Annotated in this window: 19 protein-coding genes; 8 read left to right on the top strand and 11 right to left on the bottom strand. The window is 40.0% G+C overall.

Translation table 11 applies throughout. The features are described 5' to 3' along the window. Nucleotides 1–434: 434 nt before the first annotated feature. The 3 genes from FNH22_RS15090 to FNH22_RS15080 all read right to left on the bottom strand — a co-directional run bounded on the left by FNH22_RS15090 (nucleotide 435) and on the right by FNH22_RS15080 (nucleotide 8,460). Nucleotides 435–1,826, bottom strand: a complete 1,392-nt coding sequence (locus FNH22_RS15090; RefSeq protein WP_143399243.1) for a hypothetical protein — start codon at nucleotides 1,824–1,826, stop codon at nucleotides 435–437. 45 nt (nucleotides 1,827–1,871) lie between these two features. Beyond that, the gene (locus tag FNH22_RS15085) at nucleotides 1,872–7,496 is read right to left on the bottom strand and encodes a T9SS type A sorting domain-containing protein (protein WP_143399242.1); all 5,625 of its coding nucleotides are present in this window, start codon (nucleotides 7,494–7,496) and stop codon (nucleotides 1,872–1,874) included. Between the two features lie 79 nt (nucleotides 7,497–7,575). After that, on the bottom strand, nucleotides 7,576–8,460 hold the full coding sequence (locus FNH22_RS15080) for a type IX secretion system membrane protein PorP/SprF (protein WP_143399241.1): 885 nt from the start codon (nucleotides 8,458–8,460) through the stop codon (nucleotides 7,576–7,578). Nucleotides 8,461–8,607: 147 nt separating this feature from the next. Between FNH22_RS15080 and FNH22_RS15075 the strand changes: the two genes are divergently transcribed. Further along, nucleotides 8,608–9,180, top strand: coding sequence for an RNA polymerase sigma factor (locus FNH22_RS15075; protein WP_185154240.1), 573 nt, complete (start codon nucleotides 8,608–8,610; stop codon nucleotides 9,178–9,180). A 3-nt stretch (nucleotides 9,181–9,183) separates the two neighbouring features. Continuing rightward, nucleotides 9,184–10,326, top strand: a complete 1,143-nt coding sequence (locus FNH22_RS15070) for a hypothetical protein (RefSeq protein WP_143399239.1) — start codon at nucleotides 9,184–9,186, stop codon at nucleotides 10,324–10,326. Nucleotides 10,327–10,396: 70 nt separating this feature from the next. Here FNH22_RS15070 and FNH22_RS15065 read toward each other — a convergent pair whose 3' ends face one another. Both FNH22_RS15065 and FNH22_RS15060 read right to left on the bottom strand, forming a co-directional pair. Then, nucleotides 10,397–11,473: a hypothetical protein gene (locus tag FNH22_RS15065; RefSeq protein ID WP_143399238.1), complete on the bottom strand. Its 1,077-nt coding sequence runs from the start codon at nucleotides 11,471–11,473 to the stop codon at nucleotides 10,397–10,399. Continuing rightward, on the bottom strand, nucleotides 11,473–11,820 hold the full coding sequence (locus FNH22_RS15060; RefSeq protein WP_143399237.1) for a lipocalin family protein: 348 nt from the start codon (nucleotides 11,818–11,820) through the stop codon (nucleotides 11,473–11,475). Before FNH22_RS15060 ends, FNH22_RS15065 begins: the two co-directional genes overlap by 1 nt. Nucleotides 11,821–12,125: 305 nt before the next feature. On the opposite strand from FNH22_RS15060, the gene FNH22_RS15055 reads away from it, so the two are divergent. From FNH22_RS15055 to FNH22_RS15045, 3 genes are all read left to right on the top strand, one after another. Beyond that, nucleotides 12,126–12,995, top strand: coding sequence for a GyrI-like domain-containing protein (locus tag FNH22_RS15055; RefSeq protein ID WP_143399236.1), 870 nt, complete (start codon nucleotides 12,126–12,128; stop codon nucleotides 12,993–12,995). A 69-nt stretch (nucleotides 12,996–13,064) separates the two neighbouring features. Then, entirely contained in the window at nucleotides 13,065–14,141 is a 1,077-nt protein-coding gene (locus FNH22_RS15050) for a DUF418 domain-containing protein (RefSeq protein ID WP_143399235.1), read from the top strand. Between the two features lie 191 nt (nucleotides 14,142–14,332). Continuing rightward, nucleotides 14,333–14,668, top strand: coding sequence for a YopX family protein (locus FNH22_RS15045; protein ID WP_143399234.1), 336 nt, complete (start codon nucleotides 14,333–14,335; stop codon nucleotides 14,666–14,668). 51 nt (nucleotides 14,669–14,719) lie between these two features. Here FNH22_RS15045 and FNH22_RS15040 read toward each other — a convergent pair whose 3' ends face one another. The 3 genes from FNH22_RS15040 to FNH22_RS15030 are packed head-to-tail and all read right to left on the bottom strand — an operon-like array spanning nucleotide 14,720 to nucleotide 17,732. Next, nucleotides 14,720–14,956: an acyl carrier protein gene (locus FNH22_RS15040; protein WP_143399233.1), complete on the bottom strand. Its 237-nt coding sequence runs from the start codon at nucleotides 14,954–14,956 to the stop codon at nucleotides 14,720–14,722. 39 nt (nucleotides 14,957–14,995) lie between these two features. Beyond that, the gene (locus tag FNH22_RS15035) at nucleotides 14,996–16,351 is read right to left on the bottom strand and encodes a PAS domain-containing sensor histidine kinase (protein ID WP_143399232.1); all 1,356 of its coding nucleotides are present in this window, start codon (nucleotides 16,349–16,351) and stop codon (nucleotides 14,996–14,998) included. Then, nucleotides 16,341–17,732 carry a sigma-54 dependent transcriptional regulator gene (locus FNH22_RS15030; protein ID WP_143399231.1) on the bottom strand — a complete coding sequence of 464 codons (1,392 nt, stop codon included), beginning with the start codon at nucleotides 17,730–17,732 and terminating at the stop codon, nucleotides 16,341–16,343. The genes FNH22_RS15035 and FNH22_RS15030 overlap by 11 nt, the downstream gene beginning before the upstream one ends. Before the next feature lie 215 nt (nucleotides 17,733–17,947). Here FNH22_RS15030 and FNH22_RS15025 point away from each other — a divergent pair, with 215 nt between their 5' ends. Beyond that, complete coding sequence (locus tag FNH22_RS15025; RefSeq protein ID WP_143399230.1) at nucleotides 17,948–18,622, top strand: hypothetical protein; 675 nt, start codon at nucleotides 17,948–17,950, stop codon at nucleotides 18,620–18,622. Nucleotides 18,623–18,905: 283 nt separating this feature from the next. Here the strand turns inward: FNH22_RS15025 and FNH22_RS15020 are convergent, their stop codons facing one another. Continuing rightward, the gene (locus tag FNH22_RS15020) at nucleotides 18,906–19,451 is read right to left on the bottom strand and encodes a redoxin domain-containing protein (RefSeq protein ID WP_143399229.1); all 546 of its coding nucleotides are present in this window, start codon (nucleotides 19,449–19,451) and stop codon (nucleotides 18,906–18,908) included. A gap of 442 nt (nucleotides 19,452–19,893) precedes the next feature. Between FNH22_RS15020 and FNH22_RS15015 the strand changes: the two genes are divergently transcribed. Together FNH22_RS15015 and FNH22_RS15010 are read left to right on the top strand one after the other, a co-directional pair. After that, nucleotides 19,894–21,894 carry a PAS domain S-box protein gene (locus FNH22_RS15015; protein WP_143399228.1) on the top strand — a complete coding sequence of 667 codons (2,001 nt, stop codon included), beginning with the start codon at nucleotides 19,894–19,896 and terminating at the stop codon, nucleotides 21,892–21,894. 30 nt (nucleotides 21,895–21,924) lie between these two features. Further along, the gene (locus FNH22_RS15010; protein ID WP_143399227.1) at nucleotides 21,925–22,305 is read left to right on the top strand and encodes a hypothetical protein; all 381 of its coding nucleotides are present in this window, start codon (nucleotides 21,925–21,927) and stop codon (nucleotides 22,303–22,305) included. Between the two features lie 507 nt (nucleotides 22,306–22,812). Here FNH22_RS15010 and FNH22_RS15005 read toward each other — a convergent pair. Both FNH22_RS15005 and FNH22_RS15000 read right to left on the bottom strand, forming a co-directional pair. Next, nucleotides 22,813–23,649 carry a hypothetical protein gene (locus tag FNH22_RS15005; RefSeq protein ID WP_143399226.1) on the bottom strand — a complete coding sequence of 279 codons (837 nt, stop codon included), beginning with the start codon at nucleotides 23,647–23,649 and terminating at the stop codon, nucleotides 22,813–22,815. Beyond that, the gene (locus tag FNH22_RS15000) at nucleotides 23,594–24,373 is read right to left on the bottom strand and encodes a UDP-2,3-diacylglucosamine diphosphatase (RefSeq protein WP_143399225.1); all 780 of its coding nucleotides are present in this window, start codon (nucleotides 24,371–24,373) and stop codon (nucleotides 23,594–23,596) included. Before FNH22_RS15000 ends, FNH22_RS15005 begins: the two co-directional genes overlap by 56 nt. Between the last annotated feature and the right edge of the window lie 17 nt (nucleotides 24,374–24,390).

Genomic DNA, 24,390 nt, shown 5'->3' with positions numbered 1-24,390 from the left:
TGCAAGTAGTTTTAAACTAAGCTGTAACCATCGGGGCTCTGTCAAACGTGTGTTCTTTTAAGAATAAATTCAATGATACAAATCGTTCCGCAGAAACACCTCCCTTTAAAATGAGAGACTCATTGGTAAACCGGGGCCGTGTAGGGTTTATTTTAGTTTTGTCCCTGTCCATGCTGTTTTCATGCAGTTCAAGTCGTGGATATACACGATACACTTCTGATATGATGAAAAAAGACAATCAATCAATTTGCCCGGCTTATCGTAGTACTAAGCCGGTAAAACGAGAAAATTGGAAGAGATATGCCAAGTACAAAAGGAACTGAGAGAGGTATGGGCGGAATAACCTATATGAATGTCAGGTACTTGCTCATGAGTTAAGGAATGCCATAGGGTTCTTTAAAAAGGCATGATTTGGATAGCCAGGTTTGACTTATTTATTTAACAATAGTGACGGTCATTTTTTTTGTGCCGTTGACTATGATCAGGTAGGTACCCATGGGTAATACATTTCCGGATTCATTTCTACCATCCCAATATGCAGGAATAATGATTTCATTTCGGATTACCCCATTACGATCATAGATCTTAGCCAGTCCGTTTTCTTCAATATAAAGTGATTCCAATGAACCATCATTATTTGGAGTGAGTACGGCGTTTTTACAAGATTGTTGATTTCTGAATTCAACACTATAAGACTCCGATAAGCACTTTAAAGAGTCAGAAACTGTAAGTTGATAATTACCTTCCGGAAGTGATCCAAATATGCCATTGGATGAAGTAAATACATTTCCTGTTATATTTTCCATTGTGAAGCTAAGCGGAGGAATACTGCCGGTCGTTGATTCAAGTTTTATAATAAGCTCTCCTTCAGTACCACATGGGATGAAATTTTTTTCAAGATTGATATTGTCAATGGATATGGGTGAACTGACAAGGACCTCGATTGTTTTTTCCAGCGTGCATTGATTGGAATTAGTAACTCGCAAAGTATAATTTCCGCTATTTTTAATGGTTATTTCTGCTGATTGGCCTATCCCATCTGACGTATCTTCATTTACCCAACGATAATTATATTCTGTGTCTTCACCAACGTCGATAAATACCGAGTCACAACCTGAAAAAAGGGTGGCCAGGTCAACAATGGGGGCTTCCCGAATGGTAATTTCAAATTCATCTGATAACAGACAGTTGGTTGATTGAAAGGAAATGGTATAAATACCTGCTTCACTTTGTGCAGGATCAACGGTACCTGTGTTCCCATCGAGCCATAACCCATTGGAAGAAGAGAAAAAGGTTTGTTCTGTGTTGTCCGGAACGTCAGGTACCAGTATCGGATCACCGGTACATAACGCAGCTGTCGAATAAGTAATCCCGATGGGAGTTCCTGCTAACTTTGATATTCCGCTGATCCCATTGGTTTGAAATTCCCCTGCACTATTGTAAATTCCTCCGGTTAAAAAATCTACGTCAAATTCCAATAGAGTACATTCGTTCACCCTACGCCAGATCCTAAAACCAAATACTTCTCCCGGTTGGAACCCGTCCGTAATGCCATCGTCACCATAAGCGGTTATAAATGTGTCGTTTCCCTTCCATTGCGTAAAACCAGCATTCTGAGCTTTTTGGTTATCATCCAGGAAAAAAACACCTATGTAATCACCGGAATCCAGTGGTACCTGGCTAATGGTGGGTACGTTTTCTTTAGAGATGAATATAGTATGTGATAACGCAGAGGGAGTAAAGGTCCAGGGTACTTCCTGAGCGTAGGCGGAACTGACGCTCAGGAAGATAATGAGTATTGAAATAATTTGATTTCTAGTGATCATACCCTGTGACCTTATTTTTCTACTTTAAAACTAATATAGATTCCATTAATCGGCAATTGCAATTCTTTTGACTACTGACCATGTGGTATCGTTTACACTCATATTGATCTCAAGCATGTAAATACCTTTTTCCATGTCAGAGACATCAATGTCAATAGGATCATTAACCGCTTTAATGTCACCATTCCAGATCACTCTACCGGTTACGTCAGTAATATTCATTACACCCGTTTCATTATTATTAAAGGGTATACGAACATGTAACTGCGTTGTAGCGGGATTTGGATATGCCATGAATTCAGTCGCTGGTAACATTGGATTTCCCTTTGGTGCATTTTTCAAATCTGATACTTTCATCAATCTTCCGGATTGATAACCTTGATCTGTTGTAAACGAAGTTTTCAATTTTTCTACCTCGTTGGATGCTGAATGCCATACCTCTATTTGTAATAAATCCCCAGGCTTTAATCCTTCCACATCCCATGCAGTTATTGCCATAGACTCGCCAGAGAAGATACCTATGCCCATAACACTCCCTGAAGGTGTTTTTATGGCTAGTTCATCTCCATACTCAATACCTTCCAGTTTTTTCAAAACATCTGCAGGTACAATTATAATGGTATTGTCCAGACTTTTTTGAGGGCTCTGACCGTAGTATCGGAAGCTATGATCGTGTGTCCTGGTAAAGATATCTGCTATTCTGCCATTTTGGACAGACACATTTGGGAATGCGTACCGTGCCGGGCCATTCATTTTAACTTTGTATGCGAGTCCAGGTTCCATACTTCCTATTTGGTCTATAGGTGGATCTATGATGTGTGAGGGGATGTAGTTATCAGCAATAAAACGTCGCTGCCTGACATCATACTTCACTCTTTGCAGGTAATCATACTTTCCTTCTACCGACGCCATTATTTCATTCACTGGTGCAGGCTGTGCATCCCAGTAAGGCAGGAAGTAAGGATATGTATTGAGGGGAACATCAATGGAAGAACCGTCCTGAACAGGAGAGCCACATAAATGGAGTGTATCTTGCGTTATGACAAATACCTGGTAACCCTGACGGTGGTCCCATAGACCTGTTGTGATCCCGTTTTGCGGAGCGTAAAGAATGCTTCCAAGGTCATCTTTTACGATTATCTGATTGAAACCTTCAAAAATATCATTCATAGTAGTTTCTTCCGGAATGATATAACTTGAAATGAGGTTCCATCCAGGGTATAATGGAATAGATTGAGTAGTGCAGGGAGGGTCAGCTTGAATAGCGTTGACCTTGCTCATACTATTAGGATTAAACAGGCCAGTGGCATCAAAAGGCACCTGATCTTCATAAACAATTACATCCACAATGAACTCCTCTCTACTGTCCTGTTTCCAAACTTTCATTTTCAACGTTTCATTGAGCGCATATCCGTCCTTTGGGATACTGCCTGATGATAACCACGGATTCAGCGCTAAGCTTTCTCCTGTCCATTGGGCCAGATCGCTGCAAACCCATGCTCCATCTTCTGCTTCAAAGAAGAGTCCTATATAATCGCCTGTTTCCAAAGGCTGTCCCTGTATATCTGCTGAGACATCTGCAGGTATAATGACCAGTTGATTGTCCGGACCTCCGGATATTACTTCCCATGGAGGGGTATTTTTACCTACCAGGTTTGTTACTATAGAAAACGCAAAATTTATTCCAACTACTTTATTTTCGGCATCTAGTATAGCATTTGACGGGTGGAATAATCCGTCATTATGTACTTCGGTAGTATAACTTAAGCCTTCTTCTTCATTTAAACCTGACGGCTCCTGGAAAATAGAATTAGCAAGCCAGCGGTCACTATATTCTGCCTGAACATCGTATTCTTTTTCCCGTACAGGGTCCCAAAGTTTGTAACGTAATGGCTCATTTTCTTCAAAGCCTGTCTTGGGGTCTACGCCATCCACATCTATCTGCAAATGAAAGAGACCTCTAAGCTCTTTTCCTGACCAGATCCCAGCCTTGGCCGCCTGCATAACACCATTTTCATCTTCATAAAATACACCTACTACATCACCGTGTTCAATGCCTCCTTCGATTAAGAGGTCATTATTACTGAATGTCAGTAAGGCATCTCCATAGGCGTCCCCGGCACCATGAACAGGTACTTCATGGGGCCACCAGGAAGGGATGTTATCAATCGCAAGAAAAATCGATGCAAAATGAAGTGTATCTCCGGGGAATAATGGGTTCGTTACCCGGGCAGAATAAATACCTACATCGCTCCGTTGGTGGAAAGGAATACTGACCCCATCTTCTTGTCCTGATTGGATAATCACATCATCTTTATACCAATGCCAGATACTTTGTTCATGTATATCTTTGAGAGAAGTATTCTTAAGAGTGATATCTGTACCCAAATCAAAAAATCTCCCATCAGATTTGAATAGTGTCCGGTAGGGTTCTTGTGGCTGGAATACGAAATGACCATTACTAATGTTTATAGAATCAGCAACGAGATTTTCCAGTCCCAATAGTTGGTTGAAAGACAGATTGGCACCGGTAGCTACGAAAGTCTCGAGAGCATTCAGCCTGGAAAGGTCGGGAACTCGTTGGATATTGGATTTGCTGGTAAATTCACGAAGTTGAGTGAAATATTGCAAACCATCCAGGTCTTTTATGCTGGTAGTGCCAATATTCATACTTGTGATCTCAGTGGCTTTTGCTATGTCCAGTTGATCTCCGTTGACGATCAAGCCATTGATATTGCTATCAAGCCAGTTGGCAAAAGCAGGATCTTTGAGTGTATAATAAGACAGCTGTTTGCCTGTAATATTAGAGATCAAGGACCAATTCCAGCCCTTGCCTTCATCATCAGCTACATCATTACCTTTGGTGGGATGGAACAGGCCATCGGTATGGAAAGTGATTCTATCCAGAAATTCTTCAGCTATAACCCATCCTGTAGACTCTAACAAGGGTAGGGCTTCTGCAGGCTGTACGTATTCCGCCATAACATTATACTCTTTTTCGATGAGGGGATCCCACAGCTTATACCTGAACGGCTCATCTTTATCAAAACCGATCTTTGGATCGATGCCGTCAGGATCTCCTTGTAATATACTTAGCGCTCTTAAGAACTTTCCATCCCAGATCCCGGCTGAGCTTACTTGTAAGGCACCTTGTTCATCTTCAAAAAAAACACCCATGTAATCACCTGGTTCTATAGCCCCTGCCTGTAAGTGATTATTTTCAACAAATAACATGAAGAATGTACTGTCAAGGCCCGGGTTTATTATTTTGAACTCTGCAGGCCACCATGAAGGTTTGTTGCTGCTGGCAATAGTACGAGGCCAAAAACGTAATGTATCTCCGGGAAACAGGGGATTCGTTACTTTCGCTGAGTAGGTGGCAATATCTGAACGTCTGAATTCTTCTATCATAAGAGAGTCGGGTTTGCCGGATTGTATGAGTCCATCATTTTTGTACCAATGGAAAGTACTTTGCTCGTGCATTGACTTCAAAGAGTTATTCTTTAGTGTGATCTTATCACCAAAATCAAAGCCGCTTATGGATGGCCTCAAATTCTCGTAGGGTTCCAATGGCTGGAAAATAAAATCAGTGTTTTCGATCAGCATTGAATCTGACTTTAGACCTTCCAGCGACTGCAGGTAGGTAAACGATAAGTTAGCATGTTGAAGGATAAACAACTCATTGATAGCCAAATTAGAAAGATCAGGTACGCTTTGGACGGATGAATGACTACTTGTAAACTTTTTCAGGTAAACAAAATGTTGCAGGCCGTCCAGGTCTGTTATTTTTGTTATCCCATCTATGTGAAGTTCTGTGATCTCCGCAGCCCTTGAGATATTCAGTTCATTTCCATTTACGATCAATCCATCGAAATTCGTATTGAGCCAATCGGCAAAGACCGGATCATTCAGGGTATAAAAACCGGGGCCGGGACCATTGATGTCTTTCACGTTATATACTCCTGAGAGAATGCTGTTTCCCGGAAACTCCGGATGGATGATCCGGCACCGGTAAAGCCCTTCATTATTGGCCGAGAGGCTTGGTATCACCAAACGGCCTTCGTTCGTACTCGTTACATATACTCCGTCTTTATACCACTCGTATACATTACCCGGTAGTGGATCACTGATCGCTAAGTCAAGCGTAACAGGATCACCCAGGGACGCTTCCATTAACCCCCCGTCGTTAAATGCTTTTTGCGGGAAAAGTTTCAGGCGCCTGATATCCAGGTCTTTTAACGGATACAGGTCTTCAAAGGTGAGTCGGTTATTACTTACATCTACAATGGATAATGCGGTATTGTTGGCCAGAGCGGGAATTTTGGTCAACTTGTTGTCGTTGAGTTCTACAATACGTAATTGACTAAATCCCGTGAGTGGTGGCATGATCTCAGCCGTAGAGTGTGAGATCTGTATTTCCTCTGCATAGATAGCTTCTTCAAGAAATGAAAGGTCCTTTAGTTGTGCTTTGAGAGAATCAGAATCTTCGACCCGGTCAAGATAGATATACTTTAGTGCTTTGACTGCATTTTGTATCAAATCACCGTCTGAAGTGAAATACGCGCCATGCGAATGTCTTCGAAGGTATTCCTTTGCTATCGGATCATTGACAGGAGTGGTAGGGAGATCATCAGGGCTGTTGGCCACGCTCAAAACAGATACATCCGATCGTAACGTTACTTTGGGGTAATTGACATTGGTGATTTCACAATAATATGCCCCGGCATTTGTTGTGGTGGCATTTGATGTCAAAGTGAATGTTATATCTTCCGTGGTTGACAGGAAAGCGCCATCCTTGTACCAGTGATACCGATTGTCGTCATGGAATAGACCTGATCCCCCTATGTACTGGGTGAGGCTTACGGTGACCTGATCACCCGGTTGGGCTATCATGAATTGATGTGTTCCACCACCATGAAGCCCGGGTCTTATTTCAAAATTCTGGACCTGGAGCCTCACACGGATCTTCTGAAAGTTATCGAAAAGAAAATCGTTGTAGACCTTTAAGCCGTCTACAGAGTTAAAATCCAGAAAAGTAAGAAAAGTATTGTTCACTGATACAATCGGCGGAGTACCGTCTTGGTAGAGGTACTGAGATATACCATGAAAGTGGTAGATCGGATTTTCATCTACAATAATACTGTCCATGTTGATAAAATAACCTATCCCGCGGATATCACTAATATTTTGATTAAATAGATCCAGTGTGCCGGTGGTGTTAATCGCTTCAGTAATAATGAGTTCTCCGTTGGAAGTAACTGCGTTGGGCAAGTTTCTACGTAGCGCATTGCGAAATGGAATGCTCACAGGGTATTCATTGGGTACACGCTTTTCGGTAATGTTAGAGTAACGGTCTTCTTCGGGATAATAGACCCTGTAATAATAGGTTTGACCATATTGGCGTTCGGGCAGGTCCGTATAAAGATTGTTCTCTATGGTATCCAATGTGACGAAATTCTGATCGTTACCTATGGATTCCTGCACATATACAGGTTTCATGTATCCAAAGCACCCATACGTCCAATTCAACTCAAACCTAACGTTTACGGATGCATTGGAGGCTACAGTCCTGACCTGAATATCACAGTCTGTGGGTGGGGGTAGTTGCGCCTGGGTAAGATTGAGCCAAGCTACGCCCAAGATTAAAAAAATTGTGAATAAGTGTCTCATTTCAATAGATTAAAAATTTGATTCTATACTTAGACTACATGGCATATCATCAAAAGTAACCGTGCATGGATGAAATAAATTAAAAGTCATTCAACCCCATATGTGCTTCATATAATTTGAACTGATCAAATACTTCAGGCCCAAAGGGTACGGTATAAGAAAACTGAATACTGAGATCAGCTTGGATGAACCGGATATTTTTCATTCCTACTGAGAAACTTAAATTTCTTTCGTGAAACCATAACGTTTGAAAAGAAAATACCTCATTCAATTTTGCTTCCAGACTCAAGGTGTATTCATGAAAACTATCCCTCAGCCAACGTGACCATAATGCCGGTGTCAATACCAATGCGTTACTTATTTGCAGGTCATAGTCAGAAGTTAAATTGATATGACGATTCAAGCGTATGGGCTGTTCCACAGGGACCAGTATGGCCTGGTTAGCCTGATTGATGGCAATGCCTAGATGGCCGTGGTCATTACGGAGCTTCAGACCTACGGAGATGACAGGGGCAATGTCAGAGCCACCGGCGCTTAAGGCCGTATTTTGCACACCGTAGTTCATAAGCCCTATATGCGCCCCACTTCCGATCTTGACGTTTTGGGAAATGGGTATTTCAATAGCATACATTAGTTTTAACCAACTCCGTGAGATCAACTCTCCTTCCCAATCCCCAATGACAGAAATACCCAGACGATGGGAAGGCCTTCCATTAGGAAAAATAGTTAGCGCTCCATTTACATAGAAGGAATATACATTATCAAAACCGCCAGCGGTCAGCTGGGTGCCCATGGCCAATGATCTGGGGTCTTTCATATTGATCAAAGCAGGGTTTAGCATAGGGTAGTTTGCCGTGAACAGGGAAAAGCGGACCGGTAATAGTTCCTCTTGCTGTGCCCGAATGGAAGAAAATTTTGACAGACAGAAAATGAGAATAATAAAAACGGGAGTTGGTTTTCTCATTTAACTTCAAATTGCACTTTACTATAGACAGAGGGCTTTTGTTTTGCTAATATGCCCTTTTTTTAATTATGAGTAACAGGCCATAAATTTTTTCTATTAGCGGTTACTTTTAAGGGTTGACATTGTAGCCGTAATAAACGGACCATTTTGAAAAGGAGAGATACAGAGATCTTGAAGTATATCCGTGCTGGAAAAAATGACAAAGCCATAGCGCTATTGTACAAGAGTGAATTTAAAAAAATTGCTTCTATGGTTAGGAGCAGAGGAGGAGATGAAGAGGACGCCAAGGATGTCTTTCAAGACACTGTCTTAGTTTTCTACAGGCAGTTGAAGTTAGGGAGGTATAACGAAAGCTATGAGGTCGGAGCTTTTATTTTTACCATAGCACGGAACCTTTGGATCAATAAATTAAAGAAAGACGGCAGGCTTACCGACCTGGAGGAAGTGGCTGGCAAGCTGACAGACGAGGAAGACGTTCTTGAGCAGGTATTGACCTCGGAAAGAGAAAAGAAAGTTAATTTACTTTTTGCCCAGTTGGGAGAAACTTGTAGAAAGTTACTGGTATTGGCATATTATCAAAACCTTTCAATGACTGAGATCGCCTTGAAAATGGGTTTTAAGTCGGAAGATGTAGCCAAGTCAAAAAAATATAAATGTAAAAAGTCCTTGATAGAGAAAGTCAAGATGCAGACTGAATTCAGAAATGAACTGACCCAATAGACGATGGACGAGTACATAGAGAAAATTGAAGCTTATTTAAACAACGCGTTAAGTGAAGCAGAAGCCGATGCTTTCGAAAAAGAGATGAACTCTGATAGCGCTCTTCGACAAGAAGTAGCTGCTCACAGAGCTGTACAAGAGGCCATTGTCGATCACGAGTTGATAACAGTCAAAGGGGATATAGAAACTTTTATGGACCACCAGGTCCATTCCAGTTTCCCTCGAAATGGTAAGATAGCTTTGGGAGTTGGGGGGTTAGCTGTAGCTGTTTTGTCTACCTGGTCACTGATATCAACGGAGTCAGAGTTTGTACAGACTGAAGACACTAAGCTGGAAATTATCAGTGCTCAGTCTAAAAATGAAACAACAATTCCATCCGACATCACAAATGAAAATAAAGAAGATGAAATAGAAAAAGAGCAGCTTATAGGAGGGTCTTCGATGGCCTCTTCATTACAACAAGAGGAGTATTCAACACATATACCTGTTACCATGGAGTCTGATCATAATGGTCAGGCTCCTGTTTTGCTACCTCGTATTCAGAAGAAAATACCTGACCTAAGTACTCAAAAACCTGTTAATAATTTTACCAAAATCGTCCCGGTGAAACCATTTACTTTTCCTGGCGGAGATGATTGTTTTGCAAACCTCGCAGAAGCTGACCTGCAAGTCACAGATCAGTGTAAATCAGGTTCTATACAAATTCCTGATGACTTGATTCAACGGGTAAAGAATAATAAATTGAGCATACTATTATTACCTGATTCCATTCTAATAAGGGAAAACATCAAATCAGGAATTAAGCCCGGGGCTTATCAACTTTTGCTATCGGATGAAGGTGATTGTACGCTTACTAAAACATTTGTTATTGTCGGTGATGAATGTTCGAAAGAGCAAAAGGCGTTTTCACCTGAGAGAGGAGAAAGGTGGGTCTTTGAGCTTCCTGATGATATGACAGGAACCGTAGATATTTTTAATAAGAGTGGTGTGCTGATAAAGCGGCTGAATGTTGTGTCTACCCAAGAGACATTTTGGGATGGCTATACAACTACAGGTATCGTAGCTCCAATGGGAGCCTATTTTTATAGAGCTGTCGATCAAAAAGGTATGGAGGCAGATCGCGGTACGATGTATTTGATCCGATGATAAGATTGATGTATCCCGGTTGAGTTGTTTAAAACATTGTGTGGTTGGGCTGTCAGGCTATGCTGTCTTTTTAGAAGTTGATCCCTAGCTCCAGTTCAAAACCAAGATTTGCTTTGTTTATTTTCGAAGTTTGTATTTGTTGAAAGAAAGTAGCGCCAATAACTACTCCAAAGTCTCTTAAGGATATAATTCTTATTCCTTGTCGCGTATTAATGCCTATAAGGAAATTGTTGGTTTTCCTGCTTTGCTTATCTTCCAGCGCTTCAATGCCAACTGGTATTTCTAACCCTATGTTAGCGTACACTCCCGATGCTATTTTGAGAAGACCGTTGAATCCTGTACTTAATGCGTATGTGTTAATAGCGCTGTATTTATCAGGTATAGTGCCAGACCTGACTTTAGACTGACCGTAAGATATAACAAAGGGACTAATGAAATCCTTATTGTCATCTGCAAAACCGATATAACTTACTGTCCATCCTTGATTATACCTGCTACGTATTTTTTTTATCGTTAATAAGTTGAACCATCTTCTTAATTTTGGATTATCCGGTATTGACGCATTTTCTTTGTTTCCCCCTAAACTATCGATTGGCAGAGGTTGAAAACCGTTTTCTTTCGCATGAATAAAATTTCTCATGCAATATTCCAACCCTGCCCGGATGCGTTTTTCGTGTGTTTCAAATGACTCAGCTCTGCCGGATAATGGAAAAGCCTGGTCGTCATGATGCCTGATATTATATAATACTTTGAATCCCTGCTCTTGTTTTTCTAAAAAAGTAAGTTCCATATAAACTCTCGATGTCAGTTCAGTTATACTAGTTTGAGCTTGATCAACTTCAAGTACTTTCACATTAATGCAGATGGGCTTTTTCCATGGAGCAGGAGAAAAAGAAGTATTCATAAATTGTTTGATAGCGCTGGAGGCTCCACCGTATAATATTAAAGTATCCTTTGTCCTGTTTTTGTTTTCTTTATAGCCTAAGATTTTATCCGCTCTTACATCTATGACTTCATGTATGTGAACGGATGAATCATTGGTATCAAATGGGACGGTATTGAGAACAATGCCGGTCTGAGAAAAAGCCTGCCCTGAAACAAAAAGGAATGTGATTAATCGGGCCGGTTTCATTAAATAAAGGATCATTAATGCGCTTGATAAATTGCCTGCATATCCCGTATTTCTTCCACATCAAACCGGAGTATCAGTAGGTTGGCTGTGATGGTGATCACATATGCTTTTACTTTTTCACCCGTACCGTCTAGCATCTCGATGTAACTTCCATTAGTGTTAAATGACCAACTGCCTTCTTCCATTTTTCCTTCAGACCTGGAAATAAATGTCATGTCTTCCTTGAAAAGGATATAATCATCTTTTTCTACCCTGGAGGGTGGATACGCTTTGTTGGCTATTTTGTACTTGTCCAGGTACCATCTTTTAAGAAGACCTTGTTTTATCCGGATGCTGGCCAAAGGCAAAGTGTATTGAAGCACCGAGCAGTAAAGATAGAATCGCTTTTAAGCCGAAATATTTCATGTAGCTATTTTACTTTTTGACAAAAGTATTGCGCAGTTTCGAGCCACCGTTTGTCCATTTTAGACAAAACTCATTCGCTGAAATCCTTAAATAGAAGGTAGCTGTGGTTGAATGAAGTAGCCGTATTATAAAGAGATTGTTTAAAACGGTAACTCATGATTGGTGAATCGCCACTGTTTTATCAACTTGTTGGATCAGTACGTGGCCCTGTGAATGGATAGTGCTTCGGGCACAGCTTAAATTAAAAGGATTGTTAGCTATCATGAAAAATTCTACACAATTGGACCGGTATAAAAAGCTGATTGAATTTATCGAGGCAAAGTTTAAGGAAGACTTAAGTGTTGAGGATATAGAGGATATTTCGTTTTACTCTTATCGAAATATCAATAGAATATTCGAGGCCTTACATAATGAAACTATTGGTCAATACATAAAAAGAATAAAACTGGAAAAGGCAGCTGAATATCTAAAATTTTCTACAAATAACATCACTGAAATTGCTTGTGACGTGGGGTACAGTGATATCGCAGCATTTAGCAAAGCATTTAAAAAGCACTTTAATTGTTCGCCTTCTGCTTTTCGAAGTTCACATGAACTTAATAAGCGGTACATTACACGAAGCACTATTTCTATTCCCGAGGAGCCGCATTCTGCGTTCAGTTTTGACGTAGAAGAAATTCCGGACCTTGAAGTGGTATACTTAACTTTTCAGGGAACTTACGATAACATCTACGGCATTAAAGACACCTGGAGGCAATTAATAGACTATGCCTTGAAATACGATTTACTCCATGAAGACAGTATTGTGCTGGGAGAGGTACTGGACGATAATGAAATTACTGAAACGATTAATTGTCGTTATAATGCGGCTATTGTATTAGAAAAGCCAATAGATTTTTCACTGGGAGGCCTTTTTAAAGTAAAAAGAATTCAGAAACAGAAATATGCCAAATTTGTACATAAAGGAAGTCATGAAAGTTGCCAGGATACATATAATGAAATTTATGGACATTGGATGACGCAGGTCCAACTGGAATTTGAGGACAAACCTACACTGGAGTTTTATTTGAATGATACAGACAGCACTCCGGAAGAAGACCTGTTGACAGAGATCTACATTCCTGTAAAGTAAAAGATGTCCAAAATGAACAATAATTGACATTGATGACATTTCTACTTTTGTGAGTCAAGGTAGAAATGTATGCAAACAAGAATAACAGGGATTGATGTAGCACGTGCGTTGGCCGTTTTCGGTATGATCATCGTCAATTTTAAAATGGTGTTTGGTGATCAAGGCAATCCGGATCTGAATAATTTTTTAAACGTACTAAGCGGTAAGGCGGCAGCTACCTTTGTTGTACTAGCCGGAGTTGGAATAGCTTTGATATCTAATGAAGCATTAAAGAAAAATGATGCGGAGAAACTTAAAAAGAAGCAGGCCAGGCTTTTCAGAAGAGCTATAGTACTATTCCTGATAGGTCTTTCGTACCTCAGCATCTGGCCGGCAGATATTCTACATTTTTATGGAGTTTACCTGGTGATCGCTTTGATCTTGCTGAAAAGCAGTCAGAAGGTATTGATGATAAGCGCTTGTATACTGGTAGTGCTCTACCCGCTGATCATGTTATGTTACAATTATGATACTGGTTGGGACTATGATAAAATGGAGTACCGGGATATTTGGACCGTAGGTGGCTTTATAAGAAACCTTTTTTATAATGGTTTCCACCCGGTAGTCCCCTGGAGTGCTTTCATGTTAGTGGGGTTGTGGTTTGGGAAAATGGAGTTGAATCGTCAGGCGGTGGTTAAAAAAGTGATGTGGGGCAGTCTGTTTACATTTTTATTCGTTGAGGTGTTATCCATCTTTTCTGTTTCATTTTTTTCAGGAGGAGATCCGGAACTTAAAAAAGAGCTGAGTTATGTGCTGGGGACAAGCCCTATGCCGCCACTACCGCTATATATGATTTCAGGAAGCAGTATTGCCCTGTTTATTATTTCATCCTGCATCATACTAGCGAGAAAATTTGAAACAAGCCGGACAATAATAACGCTAAGAAATACCGGGCAACTGGCTTTAACATTTTATGTAGCGCATGTCGTGTTGGGCATGGGGATAATTGAAGCTATTGACCCGGAGAAAATGGGGGACTATACCATTCATTTTTCATTTATATATGCTTTGGCATTTATTACAATTTGTATTATTTCTTCTGTTCTGATCATGAAATATAAAGGATCCGGGCCGGTGGAGTGGGTATTTCGAAAACTGACGGGTTGAGTTATTTTTTAAGATAGCCGGTGCTAATTTGATTTTAATGAGGCAACCTCGATACCGGTTTATCCATTCAGTAAATAGTTAGGTAATCTTTATACTGAAGTGTCATCAGGGATCCAAGGCCCGGGTGCCTGAAGGAAATAAAGATCAGTGATGACTTTTGTACTTGTCCGGAGTCTGCCTAATTTGCCTGTATGCTTATCCGACCATTTAAATTTAAAGCCTGGGACCAGGAGAATAACCTGATGGTGCGACTTAACCAGATTGAATGCAAAAAAGGGTTGCTTATAAAACAAAATCATATTCTTTTACAATTTACCGGTTTCCTGGATCAGGCAGAAACGGAGTTGTATGAAAATGACATTGTGCTCAAGGGCCAGCATAAATATATGATCTGCTGGGATCCGGAGGAGGGAAGCTGGTATTGGCAAAGCATGGCCGGTAACAAGGAAAGATTACCCACAAAAAACTTTAACCTGAATGAAGTGGTGAAATTGTGTAATTATTATGAAACAACGGAATTAAGTTAGAATAAGCAGTGCGTTCATAAAATGAACAAACAGCTTCATCACAATGCTAACCTAGCTTTTTATCTTGGCCTCAATATAAGTTACTGCCTGATTGATGGTTTGTAGTTGTTCTGCATCTTCATCCGGGATACGAATACTGAAGGTTTGTTCGAACTCCATCACTAATTCGGCATAGTCCAATGAATCGATGCCAAGGTCTTTAACGAAGTTGGCATCCGGGGTGACCTCTGTCTCGGCAATTCCAAGTTTATCTACCAGAATTTTAGTGATTTGTTCGGTGGTATTCATAGTGCTTTTTTAACGAATTCCGTAAAGCTAGGAAAATAATTAAAACCTCAAAAAGAACTCTGTTCCCTCGTCCACTTTTGACTTTACTCCCAAAATACCCTGATGCTGACGCATGATCTGGCGTGACAAACTCAGACCTATACCCGAACCCGCTTTTTTAGTGGTAAAGAAGGGGATAAATATCTTCTCCAGTGCCTCATCATCAATACCATTCCCATTGTCTTTTACCGAAATGATCGGACGGCTTTTCTCATCAAAAAAGGCCTTTAACTCGATTAGTTTTGAAGTATGATCGTCAAAAGCCTGTAAAGCGTTTTTCAGTAAGTTGATCAATACCTGTTCTATGAGGTCCTTGTCGGCATTGATCGTGAAGTTTTCGGGATCCACACTCATCGTTACTGTCACCCCTGATTTCTCTATTTCATTTTTGTGGAGCATTACCAACTCATCCAATAGCTGCTTTACACTTATCTCCGCAATTTTCGGTTTGGGTATGTGGGTCAGGTTGCGGAAATCCTGTACAAATCGAATAAGACCCTCACTTCTTTTTTTTATGGTTTGTATCGCCAGGTGAATGTCTTCAATTTCATGATTGGGAATAGCCGTTATTTCCTCCTCACTGGTAAGCTGTAGACTAAGTTCTTCTTCTACGGTAGTGGCCAGAGAGGATATGGGGGTTACCGAGTTCATTATTTCATGCGTGAGTACACGTACCAGGTTCTGCCAGGCCTCCATCTCCTTCTCTTCCAGTTCATTTTGGATATTTTGTATTGAAACGAGCTTGTATAATTTGCCCCGTAAGGTAAGCTCAATAGCGTAAATAGCCATTTGAGCTATTTCTCCACCAATCTCAAATCGAAGTAGATCGCGCCCTCCCGTGCGCAGCCTGAAAAAGGTATCGACCAACTGACTATTGACACTTTTTAGTTCAGATACATTTTTGATATTACCTACCCTGAGCAGTTTTTTAGCCGAGGTATTCATAATCTGCACTTGCCCCTCTTTATTAAATGTAATAAGGCCAATACCAATATGCTGCACGATGTTTTTCAGGTATTGAAATTCAGCTTCTTTTTCCTTACCTAATGCCTTAAAATCTTTCAGTACACGGTTTAATTCTGTGTTTAACTTATTAACATCTTCATTTTTTGAATTGGTTTTATAAGAACGTGCCAGGTCATCGTGTTTGATGGAGTTAAAAAAGTCAATGATCTCCTGGCTGCTTTTTTGAGTGTATTTCATTAGGAGTACTACCTGAAATATAAGAAGGCCAAAGAAAAAAAGCTCTGTAACGATAAAGCCGTCATTAAAAAGCTGGCTGCATAGCATGATGGTGGTAAGGATGATCAGTCCTACACGATAAAGAATGTTTTTTTTGGTGTTATTAAAGTCCATGCTTTTCTAACCTCCTGTACAGTGAAGCCCGGGTAAGCCCCAGTTCCTTTGCTGCTTTGGAGATATTACCGTCATGTATGTCAATGGCCTTTTGTATGATAGACCTTTCTACTTCATCAAGGTTCAGGTTATCACTGGGCATAACTTCCTGAGTGCTGCCGGACTTACTTTGGGTGAGAAAGAAAAAATCTTCAGGTTCCAGGTAGGCGTTATCAGACATGATAATAGCCCGCTCTATGGCATGCTGTAGCTCTCTGATATTTCCCGGCCAACTGTACTTTCTCAGTTTCAAAAATGCTTCTTCTGAAATGCCACTGATCTCTTTGCGGTACTTTTTGCTATACTTTTGTAGAAAGTGATCGGCCAGCAGCGGGATATCTTCTTGCCGGTCCCTCAATGGAGGCAGGGTGATTTCAACGGTGTTGATTCTATAAAGCAGATCTTGCCGGAAAGTATTTTCCTGGATCATTTCATGCAGCGGCATGTTAGTGGCACATACGAGTCGTATATCAATGCTCATGGGTTTATTAGACCCGATCCGGGTGATCTCACGGTTTTGGAGCGCCGTTAAGAGCTTAGACTGCAGCGGCATATTGAGATTCCCTATTTCATCCAGAAATAATGTGCCGCCATTGGCTACTTCAAACCTTCCGGGCCTGTCTTCTTTGGCGTCGGTGAAAGAGCCTTTCTTGTGACCGAAAAGTTCACTTTCGAAAAGCGATTCCGTAATGGCTCCCATATCCACTCCGACGAAACTGGCGTCGTGACGTTCTGAACGCTGGTGGATAGCTCTGGCAATAAGCTCTTTACCTGTACCATTTTCCCCCAGGATCAGTACATTGGCATCTGTTTTAGCGACTTTGTCAATAAGGTTAAATACTTTTTTGATAGACCCGCTCTGCCCTATGATATCTTTGAAAGGTTGATTGATATCTTCTTCCAGCTGTTTTTTGGCTTTTTTGAGCTTGTCTACCTCTTTGTATGTTTTGTTGAGTTTGATAGCAGTAGAAATAGTAGCCAGCAGTTTTTCATTTTGCCATGGCTTCAAAACGAAGTCAGTAGCGCCCTCCTTCAGTGCTCTGACGGCCATTTCCACATCACCAAAAGCAGTGATAAGAATAACAACGGCGGAAGGGTCTTTTTCCAGGATCTGGCTTAACCAGTAAAAACCTTCTTTACCACTGGTGATGTCCTTGCTGAAATTCATGTCAAGAAGGATAACATCATAGGTGTCATTATTGAGCAGGAAAGGAATTTTCTTGGGATTCTTCTCAATAATTACCTGGTGAGCATGTTTCTTGAGAAGGAGTTTGGCTGCAAGCAAGACATCTTCGTCATCATCAATCATTAAAATTTTACCAATCTCTTTGCTTGAAGTCATTACGTCTAGGTTTAAAAATATGCTATATGACTAAAATGATGCCAAACTGCGTCACGGTCCGGAGAGACATTTCTTGCTGTCTGGCTGTTCTCTATTGCACAAATATGGCCGATAACGAACATAAGTTAATCAAATTGTGAGGAATTGTTAATCAATACTTTAATCACACATTAAATAATTTTACCTTATGCTCCTAAACCAGATTATTAATCACTATGAAAAAGAATTTACTTCTGTCTGTTGCTATTTGTTTGACGGTCAATGTGGTAACATATGCCCAGTGTAATCCTTTTTTTAATTTTAAGGAAGGTAGTAAGTGGGAGCTCACTAATTATAACGGAAAAGGAAAAATAGAAGGACGGCAGGAAAATGAAATAAAAGAGTTAAAAGCTAATGGGGACGGTTGGGATGCCAGTTTGCACATGGTGCTTTATGATAAGAAGGACAGAGTAGTTTATGACAAAAATATCGAGATGGGCTGTGCAGCAGGTGTGGTAACGCTGGACATGACACGATTGATCTCTGATGAACAACTGGAAGCATTTCAGGATATGAATATGAAATTGGAAATGGATAATATTGAAATACCTTCCGGTCTTGAGGTAGGTATGACGCTGGATGACGGTTCAGTGATCTTAACCGGTGACCTGCCCATGACCGTAAAAGTTACGGTTACGGATAGAAAGGTTGAGAGCAAGGAAAACATTACTACTCCGGCAGGCACCTTCGAATGTTATAAAATTAGCTATAAAGTCGCCACTAAAATGCTGATGAACATTGAAAGCACAGGTGTAGATTATATTTCAAAAAATGTAGGGATGGTTAGAACAGAGACGTTCAATAAGTCAGGAAAATTAGTTGGCTATAGTGAGATAACAAAGCTCAACTAGGCCGTACGTGTCCTAAAGTAGAATGATCCACCTCTAAACCGTCCGGTTGAAAAAGTTTTCACAGGCATAGATATTATGTTTACGGTATGTCAACCTGCTGATAATTTTTCAGAAATAGATAAACTCTTTTTCAGATATTCTTGTTATATTGGCAGTGTTGTTATTGGATGAATTAAGAATTTATCCTATTTATTTTGAGTTTTTGACCTTGGAAATGCCTCCGACCAGAGGCATTTCTCTTTTTTATCAGTATCAGGCCTTCCGTGAAGTTTGTCCTTCGAAGCTAATCTGCGAAAGCTCTGACTTCCTCAATATCTATACGATCCGCTAAACTTTTAGAGTAATGAACTTTTTTGATCACAAGATCATGGTCCACCAGGAATTCTGCAGGGATAGTTTTGATTGATTCGCCATCCGCCATCATATGCATGGGTACCTTCTCTTGATAGGCTTTGAAAGCTGTCTGCACAAAAGTGGTAATGTGGCTTACCGCGGAGATATAACCTGAACTTTCCAGTCCGTAGGCGTCGTACCATTTCTTTTCCGGATCGGCTATTAAGGGTATTGGTGATATTTCTTCGTGAAAAGTGCTACGCAACAAAATGTGCTTTTTGGATTCGAAAAAGAATATCATTTCCATGCCCTTATCCTTTAATTCTTGTGAGATCTTCATCAGGTTATGAACTCGTAAATTGCAAAAAGGGCATCCTGCATGACGAAAAAAAGCAATCAATGTTTTTTTATCCCTGTAATCATTCAAGTCGATTTTTCTATCGAAAATATCTATTTCATTGAACAAGGGAGCCTGTATTTCTCTGGTTAATTTCATGGGTGTAAAACGACATCTTTAATGAAGATACAAAAAGTAAGAGCAGTGCTAAAAGTTGTCTTTAGAAACTTCCTTCATTGTCCGGCCCGCTACGGAATAGTAAATACTTTGCTGTCTGACGTATAACAACTTAGCTTCTTAACATTCAACAATAAAAAACAGCTGTGAGCGGCAAAAGTTTATTGCCTCCATCCGAACCGGTTAAAAGCGAATATCTAACTACGTAATCTATAAGGGTAATTATCCGGTGCAAAATCAGGGACATCCCTTTTATCAAATTGTATCGTATCTACTAGTTTTAAATTATACAACCGGATGATGGAATCAGCCTTCAAAAGCGGATTGAGTTCATTTCGGAACATAACATTTGTCGTATCACTTATTCTTAAATAAGAGCGGTATAGGCTTTTTTGATTGACAGCATAGTAATTTCCTGTAGAAAATGAGAGTATTCCCGTATAAGATCCTTAAGGCAGAAGAAGTTAGACATATTAACCAATCGATGGCTCAACTTCATGTTCAAATCAACAACGCCATTGAATTTGTAGAGGGTATAGAGCGAGGTGAACGGGACATTCAACTGACCAATAATAATGGAGAAGCTAATCCATTGATTGAGTCTCTTATAAAAATGCATCATAAAATGATGGAGACCTCTGAAGCTGAAAAGCAGCGTAACTGGACTTCTGACGGGTTAGCGAAATTCGCCGATATTCTAAGAGATAATTATGAGTCACTGGAAGATTTCTCAACGAAGGTCATCAGTTCTTTAGTCAAGTATGTAAAAGCAAACCAGGGGAGCATTTTTATATTAAATGAAGAAGAACCTGAAAACCCTTTTCTTGAGTTAATGGGGTGTTATGCTTACGATAGAAAGAAATATGTAGGCAAGAAAATAGCGATTGGTCAAGGCCTGGCAGGGCAGGCTTTTTTAGAAAACGAATACTTATACCTAAAAGAAATTCCTGATGAGTATGTAAATATAACTTCAGGCCTGGGTGAAGCTAAGCCTGATACCCTTTTGGTTTCACCATTAACGGTGAATGACAAATCATATGGAGTTATAGAACTAGCCACATTTGAGCATTTTGACCAACATGAGATTGATTTTGTCCGAAAAGTTGGTGAGAATATAGCCGCTACTATTTCCAATATCAAAACAAGTGCACGTACCAAGCATTTGTTAGAAGAATCTCAACAAATGTCTGAAGAGCTAATGGCTCAGGAAGAGGAAATGCGTCAAAATATGGAGGAACTTCAGGCCACTCAGGAAGCTATGACGCGCAGCGAGGCCCGCACGAGAATGATCTTTGATAATGCTATTGATGCTATTATAACTGTGGATAGTAAGGGTTTAGTGGATCAGTTTAATCCTGCAGCAGAGGAAATGTTTGGTTATAGCTCGGATGAAGTATTTGGGCAAAGTATAAAGAAGATATTAGAAGCAGAAGATTTTTATAACCGAGAAGACAAATTAACCGCTGAAGCCAGAGAGATTAGTGGAATAAAGAACAATGGAAACACATTCCCTGTTGAGGTCCGCATCAGTCAAAGTCAAATAGGGGCAGCTAAAGTTTTCATACTTTTTCTTCGTGATATAACGATAAAAAAACAACAAGATAACCTTCTGAAGGAGAGCGAAGCTAAAGCCAGGTCTTACTTTCAGAGCTCCGTAGATGCGATTATTACTACAGATGAGAATGGTCGCATAATAGACAGTAATCCTGCATCAACTCAAATATTTGGGTTCGATCAAACACAAATGAAGTCAAATCATTTTAATGACATCATCCAGGGAGTGGACCTAAAGGCTCCTGAAGTGTATTTGAACAAAAAGAGAAAAGTAAAAGGGGTTAATGACCAGGGGACCAGTTTTAAAACGGAAATGTACCTCACCAGTGCGGTTGTTGGAAATGAAAAACTCTTCATTATTTACATTCGTGACATTCTCAATGAGCTGAAAAAGGATCGTGAGCTGGCAAAAAGTATGATGCAAATGGACCAGTTAAAAAAGGACCTTTTGGTCAAGGAAGAAAAATCCCGTTCCTATTTTGAAAACTCAATAGATGCCATTTTACACATTACTTCCGATGGATCGATACTTGATTTCAACCAGGCTGCCAGGGACCTTTTTAAAATAACAGGTGAAAATGATGTGCCTGATAACTTCAATCAACTGATTCTTAATGTAGATATTAAAAACTGTCCTACCTATCTGAATGCTAAAAGAAAAGTAAAGGCCAAAGATGTGACTGGTGGTATATTTAAGACAGAATTGTACCTGACTGAAGTATTTATCAATCATAAGGCTGTTTTTCTTGCCTACGTCAGGGACATATCCCAGGAACTCAAAAAAGATAAAGAGATTGCCCGTAATCTAATGCAATTGGATGAGATGAAAATTGAGATTCGAAATCTTAAAAATCAGTCAGAAGCCAGTTAAATCAAATATAAATTAAACACTAAGTAAAAAATGCAAAAGAAAGTACACGAGAGTGAGTTGCTTGAGAATAAGGTGGCTTACTTCAAATTTTTGAAAGGTAATCCAACCTCCAGTTATCAACATGGATTAGATGAGTTTATGAAAATGGTGACTGATAACCCTGTAACCGCACTCATGGTAGTGGTAGAAGATGACGATGCTATGTTCGGGGAAGAGATGCAGGACATATGGTTGAACACAGGTGTTTTCGCCGAACAAAATGGGGTTAAGAAATGGGGAGTAGTTGTGCCTAGTATGACCAAAGAGTTAACTATCCAGTATTTAATAGAAGGTGGAGAAGATGTAAGGAATTATGAAACAATGATATTTCATAATGATGAAGATTCCTGTGCATCCTGGTGCCTGCAATGATCATAGTGCTATGTATTAAGTATAAAATAGCCAATAAAAAGTGTATTGGACTTTCTAGCTAATCAAATGGGTCAGGTATTCATGATGGAAAGTTCAGAATAAATCAGAACTTATTAAGAAGTTGAGGTTGAAGAATACCGCGGTCTCGACTTCTTGTAAATACTGGCTTTACCTGATCACACCCTACGACTTGCGTCTTAGAGTAGAAAAGTATCATACTGTAGTGAAACTATGGACGCTTCCCATATTAGGAAGGCTCCAACTGACGCTGTATTAGCTGCTATATACGACAAAGCAATAGTGATTGTCCTGACAATTAAGATCAATAATCAACAAATAAGAGTAGAATAGTCTAACCTGTCAGGAATCCGGAATATGAGGCCATATAAAAACTTCCCTCTAATATAGTTTTAACACCATAACAAAGGGAAGCTTTTGAATCAATCAGAACTTAAACGAAGTTCCTACTATTGACGAACAAATGAATCCCCCAATTGACGTTAAATCTCATTCATTAATAGCATAGATCAAGAAATTATGATCTGTTACCAAGACCAGTTGAGTGTCAAACCAAAAAGCAAAGTGTGCACTTTTTGGTATTTCTACTTCTCGTTTTGCATGGTTATAAATATCTTGAAAGTACAACACATTACCTTTCAGATAGTAAAGCTCATTCTCAAAGAAGCTGAAGTAATCAATCCCGGCTTCTTGAATTGAATTCAGGTAATTTCCCAGATTATCAAAAACTAAAATACCGCTTGATGATTCAGATAGAAATAGCAGGTTCTGATATTCCCTCATAAACGTCAGGTCGTAGTCATTTGGATCTAATAACAGATCGAAAGGCCGTTGAATAGTCACTTGGCCAAAAGGCAGGTCGTATTTTTTTAAGCTGAAATCACTATAATCCACCAGCCAAAGGTTGTTATCAGCACTTATTGTGGCCAGGCCAATGTAACTGGAGATAGGCGTAAGAGAAAACCGGTTTTCCGCGACCAGAAAACGATCTAAAAATAAACACTCCTGGAAGTCTCCGTAGAGAGCAAAGACCTTCAGTGGGTTCCAGGCTTCTATCAAGGTAACGTCTCCAGGTTTATTAGGAGAAAAATGAGTTAGTAATGTGCCATTGATATCATATTTATCAATACCACCATTTTGGCTTACCAGGTAAATATTATTGAATTTGTCAATCGATGCCTTCTGTAAAGATCCGATCCTGAGTGAATCTATCAGTTGATATTCCTGCGCCGATGTAGCAGAAGCTGTCATCAAAAGGAACAGCAGTATCCTACTGATCCTTTTCAAAAGTAAGTAACTGCATATTCTTACCGTCATACTTTGCATAGGTGAAATGGTTTACCCATTCGCCAAGGTTAATGTATTTGCTACTTTCTCCAATAGGGACTTCTAATGGAAGATGTCTATGACCGAACACATAAAAATCATGATGCTCCCTAAGCTCTTGCTCTTTGCAATATTGTATCAGAAACTCTTTTTCTCCCAGAAATTTGTCCTCGCTCTTGCCACCGGTATTTCTGATGCGGCTGCTTCTGCTCCAGAAGTTTGCAATACTTATACCCAAATTTGGATGTATTCTTTCAAACAACCATTGGCACAAAGGACTGCGAAAGACTTTTTTGAGTAATTTATAAGTATGGTCTCCAGGACCAAGGCCATCTCCATGGCCTATGAATAACTTTTGCTGACCTACTTTTAGTACCTGCTCATCACGGTATATTGGTATACCTAACTCTGAGGGAAAATAGTCAAACATCCACATGTCATGGTTGCCAGTAAAAAAAACCACAGGTATCCCGGCGTCTGTCAACTCTGCCAACTTACCCTGTAACCTGATAAATCCTTTGGGAATGGCCTGCCTGTACTCAAACCAGAAATCAAAGATGTCTCCCATCAGGTATATGGTATGAGCATCTTTTTGTATCATATTCAGCCATCGGACTATCTTTTTTTCTCTCTCGCGGCTATTTTCTTTAGAGATGGCACCTAAATGAAAATCAGAAGCAAAATAGATGTATTGATTGTCTAATGATGATACCTCTGCGAGCATATAGATTCGGGCAAAAA

The sequence above is a fragment of the Fulvivirga sp. M361 genome (assembly GCF_007097395.1).
Classification (GTDB): domain Bacteria; phylum Bacteroidota; class Bacteroidia; order Cytophagales; family Cyclobacteriaceae; genus Fulvivirga.
Note: the sequence above shows the minus strand (reverse complement) of the source record. Positions and strands in the feature narration are given on the sequence as shown.